The following is a 16,874-nucleotide window of genomic DNA, read 5'->3' on the forward strand; positions in this document are numbered from 1 at the left end:
TAAAGATATTCCTCAATCTTGCCGAAAGTTCTATTAGCGTGTGTGGACAGCAGCCGGCCGGCCGATTTTTACCGGCTGGCCAGTCGCAAGAGATTGCTGGGCAGCTTTGGCGATTAATTCGGCCTGAAGCCCATCATACCCAGTGCATGCAACGGGCTGGCTATATCGAATGGCATCAATAAATGAGCGGCTCTCCAAAGCATAAGCCTCTTGGTAACGTTCTAGAAAAAAACCCTTCACCTTATCTTTATATACGCCCCCCTCCACGCTGATTTCAGCGCTTGTCGGACGTTCATTTTCTATTGTGATACTGCCTTTCGATCCAAACACTTCAACTCGCTGGTCGTACCCGTAAACCGCTTTGCGGCTGTTATCAATGAGGCCGATTGCCCCATTTGCAAAGGTCAGGGTGATAACCGCCGTATCAATGTCCCCCGCTGCTTTGATTCCGGGATCAATCAAATTAGCCCCGCAGGCATATACTTCCGTTACTTCACTTCCTGTTACAAAACGGGCTATGTCGAAATCATGGATAGCCATATCAAAAAACAGCCCTCCGGAGTTTTTAATGTATTCCACCGGCGGAGGCTCCGGGTCTCTTGAAGTAATCTTAACGATATGAGCTTCTCCAATCACCCCATTTTGAACAGTTTCATGAATTTTCAAGAAATTTTTGTCGAAGCGCCGGTTAAAGCCAACCTGGAGCTTTACGCCTGCTTTACTTACCGCTTGAAGGGCCGCTTCAGTCTCTTCTGTAGAGAAGCTAATCGGCTTTTCACAAAAGATATGCTTGCCTCTTAAGGCCGCCTTTTGGATGATCGGCACATGGGTATCAGTTGGAGAACAGACGAAGACCGCATCTATTTCGGGATCATCCAGTATTTCTTCATAATTGCTGACCACATGTATGCTGCTCATTTTCTTGGCCCATTTTTTTGCATGCTCAGCAAATAGATCGGAGATGGTCTTGATTTTTACCCCTGGAAGATGAGCGAGATTCTCAGCGTGAAGCTGACCGATTCTTCCTGCCCCAATCAGGCCAATGACCACTTCTTTCACGAACACCACCTGCTCTTCTATTTATTGGGTTAAGCGCTTTCCTTATTGTGTGTTCATTATAATACATTTTGCGGTTTTTCGAAAGAATTTTTTAATAATTCAAATAGTATTGGACGGATAATTCCAATGTCCGCTTATTCTGGATATAAGATGACTTTAAGCGCTTCTCCTTTTCTCATGGCTTCCACTCCCTCATGCACCTTAGAAAGAGGAAGGCGATGAGTGATGAGCCCCTTCAGATCCAGCAAATTCGCTTCTAATGTTCGGACTACGCGCGGGAAATCACACTTTTGAATGAATGTTCCTTTGACGGCAATTTCATTTCTGGTAATGTCATATTGTTTAATGGAGGGATTTGCATGCTCATTCATGCCTACCAACAAGACCTGCCCGCCTTTGCGGACAAGATTGAGCGACTGGTCAAATAAGGCTCCTGCGCAATCGATCACAATATCCGCTCCCGCCCCTGTTAGGCGCTTTACAAAGGAAGCGACATTTTCTTTTTTAGGATTGAGAACATGAGTAGCTCCTGAGACTTGAGAATAGCCCAATCGATAATCCGACAAATCTACACATATGATCACACCGACGCCTGATGCTTTCATGACCTGCGTAAACAGCTGCCCCATTGGTCCAGCCCCTAAGATCACGACGCTGTTTCCCAGCTGCATATCCAGTTTGCTGACGCCATTGATCACACAGGACAGCGGTTCAGCAAAAACAGCGACGTCTGGGGAGACGGTTTTTGAAATTTTATGAACATTTTTTGCTGGGATCACGCTGTATGGAGCCCAGCCGCCGTTCATAAATATTCCAATAGTGGAGCTGTCTTCGCATAGATTCTGCTCACCGATCTGACAGTAATAACAGAATCCGCAAGTGGTTGTGGGATCCACCACAACCCGGTCTCCCGCCCTTACATGCTGAACAGCACTTCCTGTCTCTACGACTTCTCCTGTAAATTCATGTCCTTGGATGATTCCAAGAGCCGATGGGTGTCCGGGAGGGTCTGCTAAAATATGGACATCCGTTCCGCAAATACTGGCTGCTTCCACTTTAAGTTTCACTTGATCTTCTGCCGTCAGCACAGGAATCTCTCTATCTTGTAAAGCCAAATGACCTTTTTTTTCAATAACTCCCGCCAGCATATAAATTCCTCCTTTATCAGTACAATCGCTGACTACCGAACTGCGTGATTTCCGTCTTTTCTTCTGATAATCCAAAACGGCAAATTGGCTTGGGACTGTGATTAGCTTACTGATTTAAACGATTATTCGCTTTTTCTATCTCTTGATCTACATTTTCTTTTGTAATCACAGCCGCACCAGAATCAATTCTCTTTTCAACGGTTTCTCCTTTTTTTGCTTTGTATGCTGCTTCAACGGCTTTATAGCCTATTTGATACGGATTTTGAGCGATATTGGCCAGCATTCTCCCATCTTGGACAGCCTTAAGGCCATCTGGGGTACCATCAAATCCCATTAAGGGAATCTCATTCTTTTTTTTATTTTTCAGCGCCTTGTGAGCGCCCAAAGCCATTTCATCTGACGTAGCAAAAACGGCTTTGACATCCGGGTTCGCGGTAAGGATATTTTCCATGACATTCACAGCTTTGACACGGTCACTTTGGGCATCTTGAACAATGAACTCAATCCTTTTTCCTTTTAAAGCATCCTGAAATCCTTTCGTTCGCTCATCATGCACCTTGCTTCCTGATTGTCCGCGCACAATAGCAACTTTATCACCACTTTTTACAATATCCTTAAAAAATTCACCGCCAAGTTTTCCTGCATTGTAATTGCGTGTGCCCACAAAGGTCACTTTCTCATTAAAGTCTACCTCCGCTTCTGTAAGAACAACGGGAATATCTCGCTGATGCGCATAATTTAATACAGGGATCATTGTATCAGGCTGACTAGCGGCTAGAATGATGGCATCTGCGCCAGCGGTGATCTGGTCTTCCACCATTTTTACTTGCTGTTCATATTGAGTTTCCTCCGGCGGCCCTAAGAATTTCACTTCTACCCCTAATTTTTTTGCTGCGTCCCTGGCGCCAGCCATTTCAAGCTTCCAATATTCCGTCGTTAATGTCATTAGCACCATACCGAATGTATACGTTTTTCTTGCATCATCAGACTGATGAGCCGTGCACGCTGCCATAAAAAAGACTGCAGCAAGTAAGGCGATTGCAAATTTCTTCATTACTTTCACACGCCCCCTACATTTCATGATGGCTTGCGGCTTATCAAAATGGCTCGCATTTACGCTTTTCTATCCCTCTATTCCTGATCCAGAATATCGTTAACTGCTTGCAATTTGTCCGCGGCTGTTTCTTCGGTGATGATCCCGATGTCACTGGCTATGTTCTTTTCCACTTTTTCTCCCTTGATCGCTTTTAAAGCATTTTCTACTCCCTTATAAGCCATATCATACGGTCTTTGTTCTACGGTCGCAGTTACCCCTCCCTCTGCAATGGAGCTGAGCGCATCGGTTGTACCGTCTATGCCGATAATCGGAAGTTCCGTATTGCGGAAATCAGCCGCTTGCAGAGCTCCAAGTGCCATGGCATCATTAGCGGCGAATACCCCTTTAATATCCGGGTTAGCCGTTAGAATATTCTCCATGACTGTCACGGCTTTGACACGGTCGAAATCGGCCGCTTGAGAAGCGGCAACCTTAATTCCTTCCGCTTTTAATAAATCCTTGACACCCCGTGTGCGTTCCTCACTTACTTCCGTTCCTGATACGCCCTCTAAAACAGCAACCTTATCCCCTTTGGATAATCTTGAAGCCAGAAATTTCCCAGCTTCTTGGCCAGCTGTGTAATTATCCGTTCCAATATAAGCAGTTTTTCCATCCCAGTCTAAGTTCGTGTCAATTAAAACAACGGGAATATTGTCCTGCTGATATCTTTCCAGCAGGGGAACGGCGGCCTCGGTGCTGGGCATAAACACTAATGCATCCGGCTTCTGGCTTAACAAGTCCTCGAGAATATTAATGAGTTTTTCCGATTCTGTTTGTGTTGGAGCGGCCAAAACAGCTCCCTCTACGTCTAAATCTTTAAACGCCTGCTCGGCTCCTTTTTCTTCCAGCTTAAAATACTCCTGATCCATTCCTTTTAATACGACCGCTATTCTGGGCTGCCCGCTCCCAGCATTATTTTCAAAAGAAGAAGCGCTGTTGGCGTGTTTCTGGCTGCAGCCGATTAAAAGCGAAATCGCCAGAAAAACGGCCGCTATGGCGATTAACCTTGTCTTCATCCCTTCCATCCCCCTATGTTTTCACTGCTCCTTATACCGGTATTTGCAGGTTCTCATTTCTTCTCTCCTCTGCGGCGCAATACATCCACATAAACCGCTAGAATAATCACGATCCCTATGACAACAGTTTGCAGATCAGATGAGGTTCCGAGAAGATTGAGACCGTTGCGCAATACCGCAATAATCATGGCGCCTATCAGCGTTCCCCAAACCGTTCCCACTCCGCCGAGAAAGCTAGCTCCGCCGATAATGACCGCTGCAATGGCATCCAGCTCATACATTAGACCTGCAATGGGCGAGGCTGAGTTTGTGCGCCCAATAAGCACGAGCCCGCCGATCGCCGCCATCAAGCCGCTCAGCGTATAGACAATAATAAGCACTCGATCAACCGGAATACCGGATAGCCGGGCTGCTTCCTTATTCCCCCCTATGGCATAGATATATCTTCCAGTTGCGGTGCGCGTTAAAAAGATATGAAAGACAATATAAGCGGCAATCACTAGTAAAAAGCTTACCGGAAGGATTCCGATACTTTCCTGGCCTGCAAAGTTCATCAAGTACGGAAAACCAAAAATTGGTGATGCTGCCGTAATAATAAGCGCCAGTCCTCGGAATACATTCATCGTGCCCAGCGTAGAAATGAACGGATGAGGAAGGCGCAGCTTCGTTAATAAGATGCCGTTTAGCCATCCCGCCAATGCACCTACAATAAGGCAAGCAAAGAATCCGACAATGGGCGGCAGCCCCCAGTTCACGGTGACGATTCCGGCAACGACAATTGAAAAGGCTAATACAGAACCGACCGATAAATCAATTCCCGCCGTCAAAATCGGCAAGAGCATGCCCAGTGCAAGCAAAGCATTAATAGAGGACTGCCTGGCGATATTCATCATATTGTCCATTTGGAGAAAACTTGGTGAAAGGACCGCCAGCACGGCCGATAACCCAATTAAGCCGAATAAAGGGCCAAATCGATTGATCAACTTCTTACTATTCCGCTGTTTGTTCATTTGCGGCGGCCGAACCTCTTGTAGCTCCGTTTGTTCGGCGTGTTCTTTCGGTTTCACACGTTCTTCCACTGTAGATCATCCTCCTGTCGCGGCTCTCATTATCGTTTCCTGATCGGCTTCATCTCGCTTTAAATCCCCTGTTATTCTTCCTTCATGCATGACTAATATCCGATCACACATTCCAAGAATTTCCGGCAATTCTGATGAAATAATAATGACGCAGGCGCCCTCTTTTACGAGCTGGTTGATTAAGTGATACACTTCTACCTTTGCGCCGACATCAATTCCTCTAGTTGGCTCGTCGAAGATAAATATTCTTGCTTTCGTGAACAGCCATTTGGCAATGACTACTTTTTGCTGGTTTCCTCCGCTCAAGTGGCGGGCCATTAAATGAATATTATTCGGTCTTAACTTTAGTTCCCCCGCATACTTCTCGGCCACTTGCCGCTGGCTGTTCGGGCTGATGAGCGACCCGTTTTTCACTTGTTTCAAATTGGTAATCGTTTTGTTAAAAATCAATGATTGATCGAGAAAAAGCCCTTCTTTCTTCCGATCCTCGGTAATTAGCGCCAATCCTGCTTTAATGGCATCCTGAGGATGACGGATGATTTTCTTTTCACCGAATATATACACATCTCCGAAAACCGCGGAGTCGGCACCGAATATGGCTCTTGCCAATTCTGTCCTTCCAGCTCCGACAAGACCGGAAATGCCCAAAATTTCTCCTTGATAGGCGCTAAAACTGATTTCCTCCGATTCCACGCTCAGCTTCAGCTTCTCTACCTTGAGTCCTTCTTTTCCTCTTTGAAAGCTTACTTTAGGGAATTTATGATGCAATGTCCGTCCGACCATCAAAGCAATCATTTCATCAATGGAGGTCGTTTGCACAGGAACCGTTTTTACTTTTGTGCCATCTCTTAATACGGTTATCCGATCCCCAATGCGCTTGATTTCCTCAAGCCGATGAGAAATATAGATAAACGTCATTCCTTCTTCCTTTAGCTTTTCTATCGTGGCAAGAAGCTGATCGGCTTCTTGCGCACTTAAACTAGCAGTCGGCTCATCCATAATAATTAGACGGGCATCAAGGGAAAGCGCTTTAGCAATTTCCACAAGCTGTTGCTGGCCCACCCCTAGATTCTCTACTAGCTCATTTACATCTGTCTTTTGCCCAAGCCGCTGCATAAGTGACTGAGCTTCTTTCTCCATTTCAGACCGGTTCAGCAAGGAATACCGTCCGCTTTTTTTCTTTTCATGCCCTAAGAAAATATTCTCCGTCACTGAAAGCTGCGGGATCAAGTTCAGCTCTTGATAAATCGTGGCAATCCCGGCATCAATCGCATCCTTCGGTCTTTCTACCTTTAATGTTTTGCCATCCCATCTGATTTCACCTGAATCTTTTTTGTAAGCCCCGGTTAAAATCTTGATAATTGTTGATTTTCCAGCACCGTTTTCTCCCAGCAAGACATGCACTTCGCCTCTCTTTACCTCCAGGTCAACCTCATGCAGCACTTGCACACCGGAGAAAGATTTGCTGACTCCCTTTATTTCTAAAAGCAAAGCGGCTTCCTCCCCCTCTTTTTATAATTGTAATTTTTCTTTGGCACCCCGGCTGCTGACCAAAACCGTTTCGCCGGTTTTGAATGATTGGGTGGCGGCGGCTGCGACTTCCAAAGCAGCCTTTCCATCTGCTGCTGTGCATTTTGGAGTATCGCCTGTTTGCAAACAGCTGATAAAATGCATCATTTCAAGCAAGTATGCATTTTTGAACCTCGTTGGGAAATCCTGTACTAAATCATAGGTGCTTCCGTTTTTGGAAAGAAGGCGGACATCATTGCATCTCATCGATCCGATTTGGATTGCCCCTTCCGTTCCGACTACTTCCCCGCGAATATCATAGCCGTATGGAGCAACTCTCATCGTTTCCACGTCACCGGAAGCCCCCTCGTCAAAGGTTAAATAGGACAGCCCCTGATCGACATCATCATACGCCTTCATAAAGCGGCTGGATTCCAACAAAATATTGCCCCTTGAAGTGACTGAGCTTATTTCCTGGTTCATTAAATAGCGGGCGATATCATAATCATGAATGGCTATATCGAGAAAAATACCGCCGCTGTGCTTGATAAAGTCTTCATGCGGCACATTGCCGTCCCTGCTTACACCTTTAAAATAAAGCGGCTTTCCAATATCTCCGGCTTCAATTCTTCTCTTTGCTTCCGCGTAAGCCGGGTCAAACCGTCTCATAAAGCCGACCTGACACACAGTATTATATTTTTCAATGGCTGTTAGTACATCATCTGCTTCCGTTAATTCTTGAGTAAGCGGCTTTTCAACGAAAATTTGCTTTCCGTGGGCTGCCGCCAGCTGAATCATCTGAGCGTGAGTACTTGTCGGTGTAACAATCACTACTGCATCGACCTGGTCGTCGTTAAATGCATCGTTTGGATGTTGAGACCACTTGCTCACGCCAAGCTCCCTGGCTACTTGTTCCGCCCGGCCTTCCAGCGGATCAATGACGCTGACTAATTCAGCTCCCTTTATGTTAAATGCTAGATTTTCGGCATGCCAATACCCAAGCCTTCCCAACCCTAATACGGCGCATCGTATCACTTCTTGCATTTTTCCATCCTCCTTGTTGTGGTCATTCACCAGTTTCCTAATTATTTGCTAAAGAAAGCGCTTAACTAAATAGGGATGAGCAGCTAGAAAGGGAATGCTCATGCATAAGATCTATTAGGTAAAGCGCTTTCCTGCCTATTTATTCATATTTTAAGTGAATCCATTATAAAGCGCAATATCATTTTTTTAATTTTCTAAAAATTATCGCTGTTTTCCTCGGGTTTTAACGTCCGCTTTGATAGGCCGTTTTAGCCGTTTCTTGATCTGACAGTTGTTCAAAAGTGCGCTCGATAAACCGTTTAGACTTTTTCGCATACTCGCACGGATTATGTTTCACCGGATCCTGCTCTCCTTCAATTAATGCCCAGCCTGAATATCTTTTTTCGGCCAGTATTTTAAATACAGGAGCAAAGTCCAGATCACCGTCTCCCGGTACGGTAAACAGTCCGCTTCGGATGCATTGCCTGATGCTGTACTTTTCTTGCCGAGCTCTATCTAATATGTGCTGCCTTATATCTTTCAAATGAATGTATTTTATTCGTTCATAGTGTCTCCTAAGCAATTGGGCCGGGTCGTTTCCTCCGTAATAGCCATGCCCTGTATCGTACAATAAAAAGACTAAATGAGGGTCGCTCATCTCCAGAAGCCGGTCAATTTCTTCAGGCTGCTCTACCACTGTTCCAGCATGATGATGATAAACAAGATACATCCCGTTTTCACGGCAGATCTCCCCCGCTTGATTCAGCCCTTCGATCATGTATTTCCAGCCATCCTCATCCAGCCGCTGAACAACCGTCTCATCCTGTCCGCGCCTCGGATCCTGATTCAGCATTGAGCCGCCAATCTCTGCTGTGCTGACCACTTTACAGCCGAATTCTTTTAAAAACTCCACATGCCTGCGATAATCCAGCAGCTCACTCGAATGTCTATTTGGATCGGAAAAGAAGACGGATTTCCATTGAGTGGTCAGCTGCAGATGATAGCGGTCCAGCTCTCTTTTCAGCTTTTTCGGATCTTTCGGAAACTTTCTGCTGATCTCTGTTCCTTGAAACCCTAATGAGGAGATATCTTCCATCACTTGCTCGTATGAATAAAAATCCCCATGTTCTAATACATCCTCTCCTACCCAATTAATCGGATGAATACCTAAGTGAAAAGGCAGTAAATTTGCAGACAAGTCAGCTCCTCCTCTATATGTTTTTTGTTAAAAGGGAGGTTATTAGCTATAGAACAAACAGCTTCTATAGCTAATAACCCATCCATTTTCATTTAAGCAGCCACTCATGGTCTTTATCGTTAGTGAAATTCCACTTTCTGATCGGTCCTGCCATCACATTTAAATAATATAAGTCATATCCTGGAGGAGCTGAAACAGGATGATACCCTTTTGGAACAAGCACGGCCTGATTGTCTCTAACGACGATGGTTTCATCTAATGAACGGTCCTCTGTATACACACGCTGGACGGCAAATCCGCGGTCAGCCGGATTAATCTTGTGATAATAAGTTTCTTCGAGGTAAGTTTCATGTGGGAAACGGTCTTCATCATGCTTATGCGGCGGGTAGCTGGACCAATTTCCCTGCGGTGTAAAAACCTCTATGACAAACAAGCTGTCTGCCGGTTTGTCCTCCGGCAGAATGCTGTGGATTTCTCGCTCAATCCGCCCAAATCCGCGGGTGGCTACATCCACATCTTCCGGTTTGATTAGACGCGCTTCGTATGTTCCTTTGCCAGGGGAAGTGCACACCGCTATTTCAAGATCCGTCAGAGCTTCTACCTTCACTTCATCATCGTTTGGAATGTAGACGGTATAGGCTGGCTTTTTTTCAAACACACTCATTCTTTCCCCGATATTCTCCCAAGATGATGATTTTGTTGAAGCATTTGCGCGCCCTGACAGAAGCACAACAGCCATTTCTCTATCTCCCGTCGCGGTTTCGAAAACCTGGCCTTTTTTCAATTGGTATACTTCAAATCCGACGTACTCCCATCCTGCTGATTCCGGTGTGATTCTTAAGACATTTCCATCCTGTTCGGGATTCGCTTTCGCTGGGACAAGAAGTTCTTGCTTATTTTTAATTTTTGACATGCTGTTCCCTCCGTTCCTTCATTTAGTATTTTCTGGCTTCCGATGCCTTTTCTTTCATCCTTTTATAAGCGTTTTCTACTTTTTTATCAGTGGAAATTTCAGCGACTCCTAAACGCCACCATGATTCATATCCGGACGTGCAAGTACCCGGTAGCACTTTGATATCAATAAGCGTAGAAACGGTTTCTTTTTTGGCGTTTTCAAGCGCTGCTCTCAGTTCATCGATAGTGCGTACTGTATAGGCTTTTGCTCCCATGCTTCTGGCGTTTGCTGCAAAGTCGATCGGCATATAGTCTCCGGACAAGCGGTTATCCGCTTTCGAGCGATACCGGAACTCGTTTCCGAATCCATCGCTTCCTTGGCCCACTTGTAAGTTGTGAATGCACTGAAATCCGTTATTATCCAAAAGCAGAATGTTGATTTTCTTGTTTTCTTGCAAGCTGGTGACGAGCTCTGAATGGAGCATTAAGTAGCTTCCATCGCCGACTAGTGCATATACTTCCCGCTCTTCCTCCGCCATTTTAATGCCGAGAGCGCCTGCTACTTCATATCCCATGCATGAAAACCCATATTCCAGATGATAAGTTTTCGGTTTGGAGCTTCTCCATAGACGATGCAAGTCTCCAGGCATGCTGCCCGCAGCACAAACAATGATGTCTTTTTCATCAATAAACTGATTGATTTCTCCCAGCACCCGCGTTTGCGACAGGCCTGTATCGCGCGTATCTGAGTAGAGGCGATCCACTTCTTGATTCCATTTATCCTTAAGCCATTGTAGTGACTCAGCTTTATGGCGGCTTTGATAGCTCAGCTGCTTCAGTTCTTTCGTCAAACGTTCAAGCGCCGTTTTGGCATCCGCTACAAGCATATGAGAATCTAATTTCATCGCATCAAAAGCGCTTACATTAATGTTCAGAAATTCAACGTCCCGATTCGAAAATGCCGTCTTTGAAGAAGTGGAGAAATCACTCAGTCTTGTGCCGATCGCAATGACGAGATCGGCCTCTTTAGCCAAACTATTCGCTGCCTGCGAGCCGGTGGCGCCAATGCTCCCCATATTCATCTTGTGCTTCCAGGAAAGCGCGCTTTTTCCAGCTTGCGTTTCTCCAACCGGAATGTTAAATTGTTCTGCGAAGTCGGCTAATTCTTTTGTTGCAAAAGAATAATGAACACCTCCGCCTGCGATAATGATCGGCTTATTCTTTCTCGCAATTAAGCTTGCTGCTCTTTGAAGCGCGCATTCTGAAGGCAGTCTTCTTTCAATATAATGTACTCTCTTTTTAAAAAATTCTTCGGGGTAATCGTAGGCTTCTGCTTGAACATCCTGCGGCAAAGCTAATGTCACAGCTCCAGTATCAGCGGGATCCGTTAACACGCGCATAGCATTGATCGCAGCAGTCATTAATTGTTCAGGTCTGGAAATGCGATCCCAGTATTTGCTTACCGGTTTGAATGCGTCGTTCGCAGAGACCGTGTAATCAGCCGGATCTTCCACTTGCTGCAGAACGGGATCCGGCTGGCGGCTCGCAAATACATCCCCTGGAAGCAGCAGGACAGGAATTCTATTCACAGTGGCTGTTGCTGCAGCCGTTACCATATTCAAAGCACCTGGCCCGATCGATGATGTGCATGCATAGATCTCCAGCCTGTTCTTTTGTTTGGCGTAAGCAACCGCTGCATGAACCATTCCTTGCTCATTCTTGCCTTGCAAATACGTCAGCTCTCCCGGCTGCCTTTCTAGCGCTTCTCCCATGCCAGTGACATTTCCATGGCCAAATATGCCGAATACCCCTTTGACGAATTTTCTTTCTTCACCATCGAATTCGATATATTGGTTATCTAAAAACTTTAAAAGTGCTTGCGCAGTCGTTAGGCGAATGGTTTTTGTGTGTTCAGTTGTCACAGCTGCTGTTTGTACGTTTACTCCCATATGAATCCCCTCTCTTCACTTGTGAATTAAAGAAATATGATTTCATTTTTCTTAAATGATTCCGTGGCAGCTTCAGCGATTTCTAGAGCTATTTTTCCGTCGTTCTCATCAACTTCCGGCTTTTTGTCCTCTCGAATGCAATCGATAAAGTGACGCAATTCAAGCAGAAAGGCTTCTTGAAATTTAATTGGAAAGCTTGGAATGTTGTCGAAAGAACTCTTTTGCTTCGTCAAAATGATGTAATCATGATGCTGAAGGGAGCCAATTTGAATGGCTCCTTCTGTCCCTACTACTTCTCCCCTAATGTCATAGCCGAATGTAGAATTTCTCCCTCCTTCTACATTGGCGGCTGCACCCCTTCGGAAGTTGAGGTAGGTGATGGATTGATCAACGTCTCTGTACTTTTCCATGAATGGATGGACGAGCACCTTGCCAAAAGATTGGACAGATTGCACTTCATCCTCCATCAGAAAACGGGCAATATCAAATTCATGAATGCATAGGTCAAGAAAAATTCCGCCACTCGTTTGAATATACTCCTCAGGCGGCGAACCGGGATCGCGGCTCATTCCTTTGAAATAAACAGGTTCACCGATATCTCCTGCTTGAATCCTTCTCTTGGCTTCCACATAGGCTGGATCAAACCTTCTCATAAACCCCACTTGACAGTACACGCCATGTTGTTTAATTTCTGCCATTACGGCTTCTGCTTCCTCTGATGTTTCTGTCAATGGTTTATCTACGAATATATGCTTTTTGCTTTTGGCCGCTTGGATCAGTAATGGAGCATGTGTCTTAGTTGGGGTAGCAATGACAACAGCATCGATCGAAGGATCCTCAAATACAACCTGCGGATTGTCCGTCCACATTGTTACTCCTAATTCACGTGCAGCCCTTTCAGCGCTTTCTTTTCTGGAAGCCACCAACGCCACTAACTCCGCCCCGGGAATGTGGGTGGCAAGATTTCTTGCATGAACAAATCCCAGCCTTCCCACTCCAAACACTGCGCATCTGATTCTATCTTTCATATCCCCCACCTTCCTTGTCTTTTCCAGATCACATGCTTTTTGACAGTCCTTTTTTGCTAACTATAAAGTTAAGCGCTTACTCTAAGGGCAAAATAATAAGATTACATGACTCGCTGGTAACGGGGAAGCCCTCCCTCCATTGGAACGAGCATCTCTCCCTGAATAATCGGGAGGACGTAATCCTTAAACTGCTTTGTCATCGCATTTTGTATGGGATCATACCATTCAGCTGGCACAAAACGTTCTTTTCCTGCCGTTTCTTCAAGTTCAACCGATTGATAAAGAACTGAATACTTTCCTTCTTCGCTTTGTCTTTTCATAGCAACCATTACACCAGTTTTTCCTTCTTCTGCTTGATGCCAAGCTTCCTTGCCTATTGAGTAAGCTTCATCCACATCCGTTTTTGAAGCTAGGGTGATGCTGCTTCTTTGCCAAATGCTTGAGCTGATGGTGCGGGTGGCAATGCCCGTACTTTCTTCGATGGCTTCCTTTAAGCAGGAGGAAACACCGCCGAGCTTTAATCTTCCTAAGCTGTCGTATTCTAAATGATCTTCATGGATCACTTTGCCTTGTGAGTTGCGGATTCCTTCCGCCACGATTAAAACGGTATTTCTTTTTTCTTCATAGGCTCTGCTTACTTTCTCGAGACAATCTTGCAGTTGAAATGGCACCTCTGGTATATAAATGAGCATTTGGCTGTTGCTATCGGCAATTTCAGCCAGTGAACAAGCACCTGCAAGCCAGCCTGTATGCCGTCCCATTGTTTCGATGATGGTGATTCGATTGCTGACGGGATAGCTGGCCATATCCATCTGAATATCCAACACGGACGTAGCTAAAAATTTCGCAGCGCTTCCGTAACCTGGCGAGTGATCCGTGCCGACCAAATCATTATCAATCGATTTGGGGACGCCGATGACTGCTATCTCGTAGCCGACCGCATCCGCATATTCACCGATCGCTTTTGCCACATTCATTGAACCGTTTCCGCCGATGTAAAAGAAGAAGCGCACGTCGTTTTCCCTTAATATAGCGACAATTCTCTCAACATCAGCAGCGGTTAACTTATGTCTCCATGTACCAAGCGCTGCCCCGGGAGTCCAGCGAAGCCGATAGCGATCTTGAATGGATAAATGATTCAATATAATAAAAGATTCATTTAAAAGACCGTGAATACCTCCGGCAGCCCCATAAATCTTCCCTGAAAATGGTGATTGTAAGATCGCGTCTATGATGCCGACCATCGAGTTGTTAATGACAGCGGTGGGACCTCCGGATTGCACAATCATACAATTTCCCTTCATTTGCAGCTTCCTTTCTCCTAATTGACGTGACTGTATGCCTCTTACCTTCGAGTTAAGCGCTTTACCAAAAAAGTAAGCATCGCCTATTACCATAAATGCGATGCCTTTATTATATTTATAATTTTCTAAAAAATCAACATTTTATTTGCATTTTTTGATTTTTCCAACAAATATCAAAAAATTACTTATGAACTGAATGGTCAAGATGAAGGGGATCCCCAAGTTTGACCACGGATTGGCGCTCCACAAGCTCTGGAAGCAACGTCACACGCTTTTGCTCTTTTTGCCTGCCTGTAATCATTGCAACCATTAAATCCATTACTTCTTTCCCCATGTTTTGAATGGGCTGGGCGATCGTTGTTAAAGGAGGCTCAACCACGGTCGCGATAATGGTATTATCGAATCCGATAATCGAGAGCTGATCTGGCACCTTCAGCCCCCATGCTTTTGCTGCCTGAATCGCTCCTATGGCTAACAGGTCATTGCAAGCAAATATGGCGGTGGGCCTGTCATCACTGTTTAAGTATTTCATCGTCACCCGCTTAGCTGCATCAACATGGTGAATATCTTGGACAAACTCAAAATCAGAACGGTGCTTGAGCCCGTTTTCTTCCATCGCCTGTTTAAACCCTCTGATTCTCTCTCTGTTGCTCCAAAGATCCCGTCCGATTACCGCGATGTTTCGGTGACCGTTTTTGATCAAATACGAAGCCGCCTGATAGCCTCCGAGAAAATCATCGAGAGCCACTGCGTTAATGGGAAACATCGGAAAATCCCGAGCTACGACCGCAACCGGTATTTCCTCCTTCACGAGCTCTTCCACTTTGTCTAAATTTTCAAATCCTGAAGCTAGAATAAAGCCATCCACTCTTTTTTGTTTTAACAGTGTAAGGTATTTATTTTCTTTTTCAGGCTGATAATCCGTGCTGCAAATCACTAGGTCATAGCCTGACTCATGCCCGCGATCCTCAATGCTTCTGGCCAGCTCAGAAAAAAATGGATTGGCTAGATCGGGAATGAGCAGGCCGATTGTTTTCGTTTGTTTCCCCATTAGCGCAGAGGCAATAATGTTCGGCTGATAATTCAGCCGCTCCATTACCTCACACACTCTTTCCCTGGTGCTTTCACTGATGCGCCCCGTGTTATTAATCACTTTCGAGACCGTTGCAATTGATACTTTCGCCTCTTTGGCTACGTCATAGATGGTTACCTTCATCTTGGTTCTTTCCTTTCTCTTTTTCCATGGTCCACAGGGAATAAGCGTTCCCTGTAAGTCCTTATCCTATTTCGACAGGAATGGAATTTTGATTCATGGATTGATAAGCTTTCTCTAAATAGCGTATTAATTCCAGTGAGCAGTCCACATGATAGATGGGTGTTTTTCTTTCCGTGATGCACGCCTGAAAATGCTCTATTTGATTGAGGTACGGGTCGTCTTCAAACGTCTCTTGTAAAATGATATTTCCTTTACTGTCTTTTACATAGACTTTACCGCGCTTATTGAGGGAAACATCCGGGCGAAATGCTGAATCTACAAAAATGGAACCTTTTGGGCCGATAATTTCAAAACGGTCGATAAACGGCAATTCCATAGAAGCTGTCACTTCAGCGGTTCTTCCTTGGTCATCGACTAAGAAGCAATGCGACGTCATATCAATTGGATGGTTGGGATGAAGGCTGCCGGACATAGATACTTTCACTGGTTTCATCCCGATTAACTGAGTAACCGCGTGCATGCCGTAACAGCCCACATCCCACATCGCACCTCCGCCAAGCTCACGGTTCAGCCGGATATCGTCCGGATTGGTAAGCTGCCATGAAAAATGAGCTTTCACATGCCTGTAATCGCCTATAATTCCTGATTTCAGCAATTCTTTTACTTTATTATGCTGGCGGTGAAATTGATACATGAAAGCTTCCATAAACACTGTGCCGTTCGCTTCAGAAACTGCCTTGACTTCAAGCATGTCTGCTTCTGTTAAGACAGCAGGCTTTTCCAATAAAACATGTTTGCCTGCGTTCATGGCTTTTACCGCCCATTCCTTATGTAAAGAGTTGGGAAGCGGAATGTATAAAGCTTCTATTCCTGGATCGTTAATTAGTTCTTCATAAGAACGATAAATCTTTGGCACGTTAAACCGCTCAGCTTTTTCTTTACTTTTGGAAGCAACGGCTGAAACAATCGCTTGTTTAGACCGGCGCAGCGCCGGCACCACTTCCTCATAAGCAATGTTTGCCGCACTGAGAATTCCCCAATGAATATTCATCTGTAAGCCTCCCTTTTTATCTTTTTATGCAACACAAGGTTAAGCGCTTACTTCAGTATACATCAAATCAAAGTGATTTTAAAAGCAATATTCTGAAAATTTTTCGGTGAATGAATGGCTCACCCGCAAACGGGAAGCATTTTTACTTATGTAATCTGTACTTTTTGTGTATTTAATCTTATCTGGTTGGGCTTTCTTCCCCCCTCTCTGATAAAAAGAGGAACAAAGGCTCCCGTCCTTTGCAGCCTGCATCACACAGGCCAAGACGAAGCGGGCATGCAGGTGCCGCGTAGACTTTGGCTTC

The 16,874-nt window shown here is 45.2% G+C and carries 14 protein-coding genes; all 14 read right to left on the reverse strand.

All coding sequences use genetic code 11. From position 1 onward, the window contains the following. Positions 1 to 33: 33 nt before the first annotated feature. Positions 34 to 1,059 (reverse strand): inositol 2-dehydrogenase, encoded by a 1,026-nt coding sequence (gene iolG / locus CEF20_RS07160; RefSeq protein ID WP_100331158.1) that lies wholly within the window; start codon positions 1,057 to 1,059, stop codon positions 34 to 36. Between the two features lie 134 nt (positions 1,060 to 1,193). After that, positions 1,194 to 2,207 (reverse strand): alcohol dehydrogenase catalytic domain-containing protein, encoded by a 1,014-nt coding sequence (locus CEF20_RS07165; protein ID WP_100331159.1) that lies wholly within the window; start codon positions 2,205 to 2,207, stop codon positions 1,194 to 1,196. A 106-nt stretch (positions 2,208 to 2,313) separates the two neighbouring features. Beyond that, positions 2,314 to 3,261, reverse strand: a complete 948-nt coding sequence (locus CEF20_RS07170; RefSeq protein ID WP_157796213.1) for a sugar ABC transporter substrate-binding protein — start codon at positions 3,259 to 3,261, stop codon at positions 2,314 to 2,316. A 77-nt stretch (positions 3,262 to 3,338) separates the two neighbouring features. Further along, complete coding sequence (locus CEF20_RS07175; RefSeq protein WP_157796214.1) at positions 3,339 to 4,319, reverse strand: sugar ABC transporter substrate-binding protein; 981 nt, start codon at positions 4,317 to 4,319, stop codon at positions 3,339 to 3,341. 53 nt (positions 4,320 to 4,372) lie between these two features. Next, entirely contained in the window at positions 4,373 to 5,398 is a 1,026-nt protein-coding gene (locus CEF20_RS07180) for an ABC transporter permease (protein WP_408607783.1), read from the reverse strand. A 6-nt stretch (positions 5,399 to 5,404) separates the two neighbouring features. Further along, positions 5,405 to 6,889: a sugar ABC transporter ATP-binding protein gene (locus tag CEF20_RS07185; RefSeq protein WP_100331162.1), complete on the reverse strand. Its 1,485-nt coding sequence runs from the start codon at positions 6,887 to 6,889 to the stop codon at positions 5,405 to 5,407. A 21-nt stretch (positions 6,890 to 6,910) separates the two neighbouring features. Beyond that, positions 6,911 to 7,951: a Gfo/Idh/MocA family oxidoreductase gene (locus tag CEF20_RS07190; protein WP_100331163.1), complete on the reverse strand. Its 1,041-nt coding sequence runs from the start codon at positions 7,949 to 7,951 to the stop codon at positions 6,911 to 6,913. Positions 7,952 to 8,174: 223 nt separating this feature from the next. After that, the gene (gene iolE / locus CEF20_RS07195; RefSeq protein WP_100331164.1) at positions 8,175 to 9,128 is read right to left on the reverse strand and encodes a myo-inosose-2 dehydratase; all 954 of its coding nucleotides are present in this window, start codon (positions 9,126 to 9,128) and stop codon (positions 8,175 to 8,177) included. An 88-nt stretch (positions 9,129 to 9,216) separates the two neighbouring features. Next, on the reverse strand, positions 9,217 to 10,041 hold the full coding sequence (gene iolB / locus CEF20_RS07200; RefSeq protein ID WP_100331165.1) for a 5-deoxy-glucuronate isomerase: 825 nt from the start codon (positions 10,039 to 10,041) through the stop codon (positions 9,217 to 9,219). Between the two features lie 22 nt (positions 10,042 to 10,063). After that, positions 10,064 to 11,971 carry a 3D-(3,5/4)-trihydroxycyclohexane-1,2-dione acylhydrolase (decyclizing) gene (gene iolD / locus CEF20_RS07205; RefSeq protein ID WP_100331166.1) on the reverse strand — a complete coding sequence of 636 codons (1,908 nt, stop codon included), beginning with the start codon at positions 11,969 to 11,971 and terminating at the stop codon, positions 10,064 to 10,066. A gap of 26 nt (positions 11,972 to 11,997) precedes the next feature. Continuing rightward, the gene (locus tag CEF20_RS07210) at positions 11,998 to 12,999 is read right to left on the reverse strand and encodes a Gfo/Idh/MocA family oxidoreductase (protein ID WP_100331167.1); all 1,002 of its coding nucleotides are present in this window, start codon (positions 12,997 to 12,999) and stop codon (positions 11,998 to 12,000) included. 101 nt (positions 13,000 to 13,100) lie between these two features. Continuing rightward, complete coding sequence (locus CEF20_RS07215) at positions 13,101 to 14,303, reverse strand: 6-phosphofructokinase (RefSeq protein WP_100331168.1); 1,203 nt, start codon at positions 14,301 to 14,303, stop codon at positions 13,101 to 13,103. Between the two features lie 181 nt (positions 14,304 to 14,484). After that, positions 14,485 to 15,519: a LacI family DNA-binding transcriptional regulator gene (locus CEF20_RS07220; protein WP_100331169.1), complete on the reverse strand. Its 1,035-nt coding sequence runs from the start codon at positions 15,517 to 15,519 to the stop codon at positions 14,485 to 14,487. A 61-nt stretch (positions 15,520 to 15,580) separates the two neighbouring features. Next, positions 15,581 to 16,570: a Gfo/Idh/MocA family protein gene (locus CEF20_RS07225; RefSeq protein WP_100331170.1), complete on the reverse strand. Its 990-nt coding sequence runs from the start codon at positions 16,568 to 16,570 to the stop codon at positions 15,581 to 15,583. Between the last annotated feature and the right edge of the window lie 304 nt (positions 16,571 to 16,874).

This window comes from Bacillus xiapuensis, assembly GCF_002797355.1.
GTDB lineage: Bacteria > Bacillota > Bacilli > Bacillales > Domibacillaceae > Bacillus_CE > Bacillus_CE xiapuensis.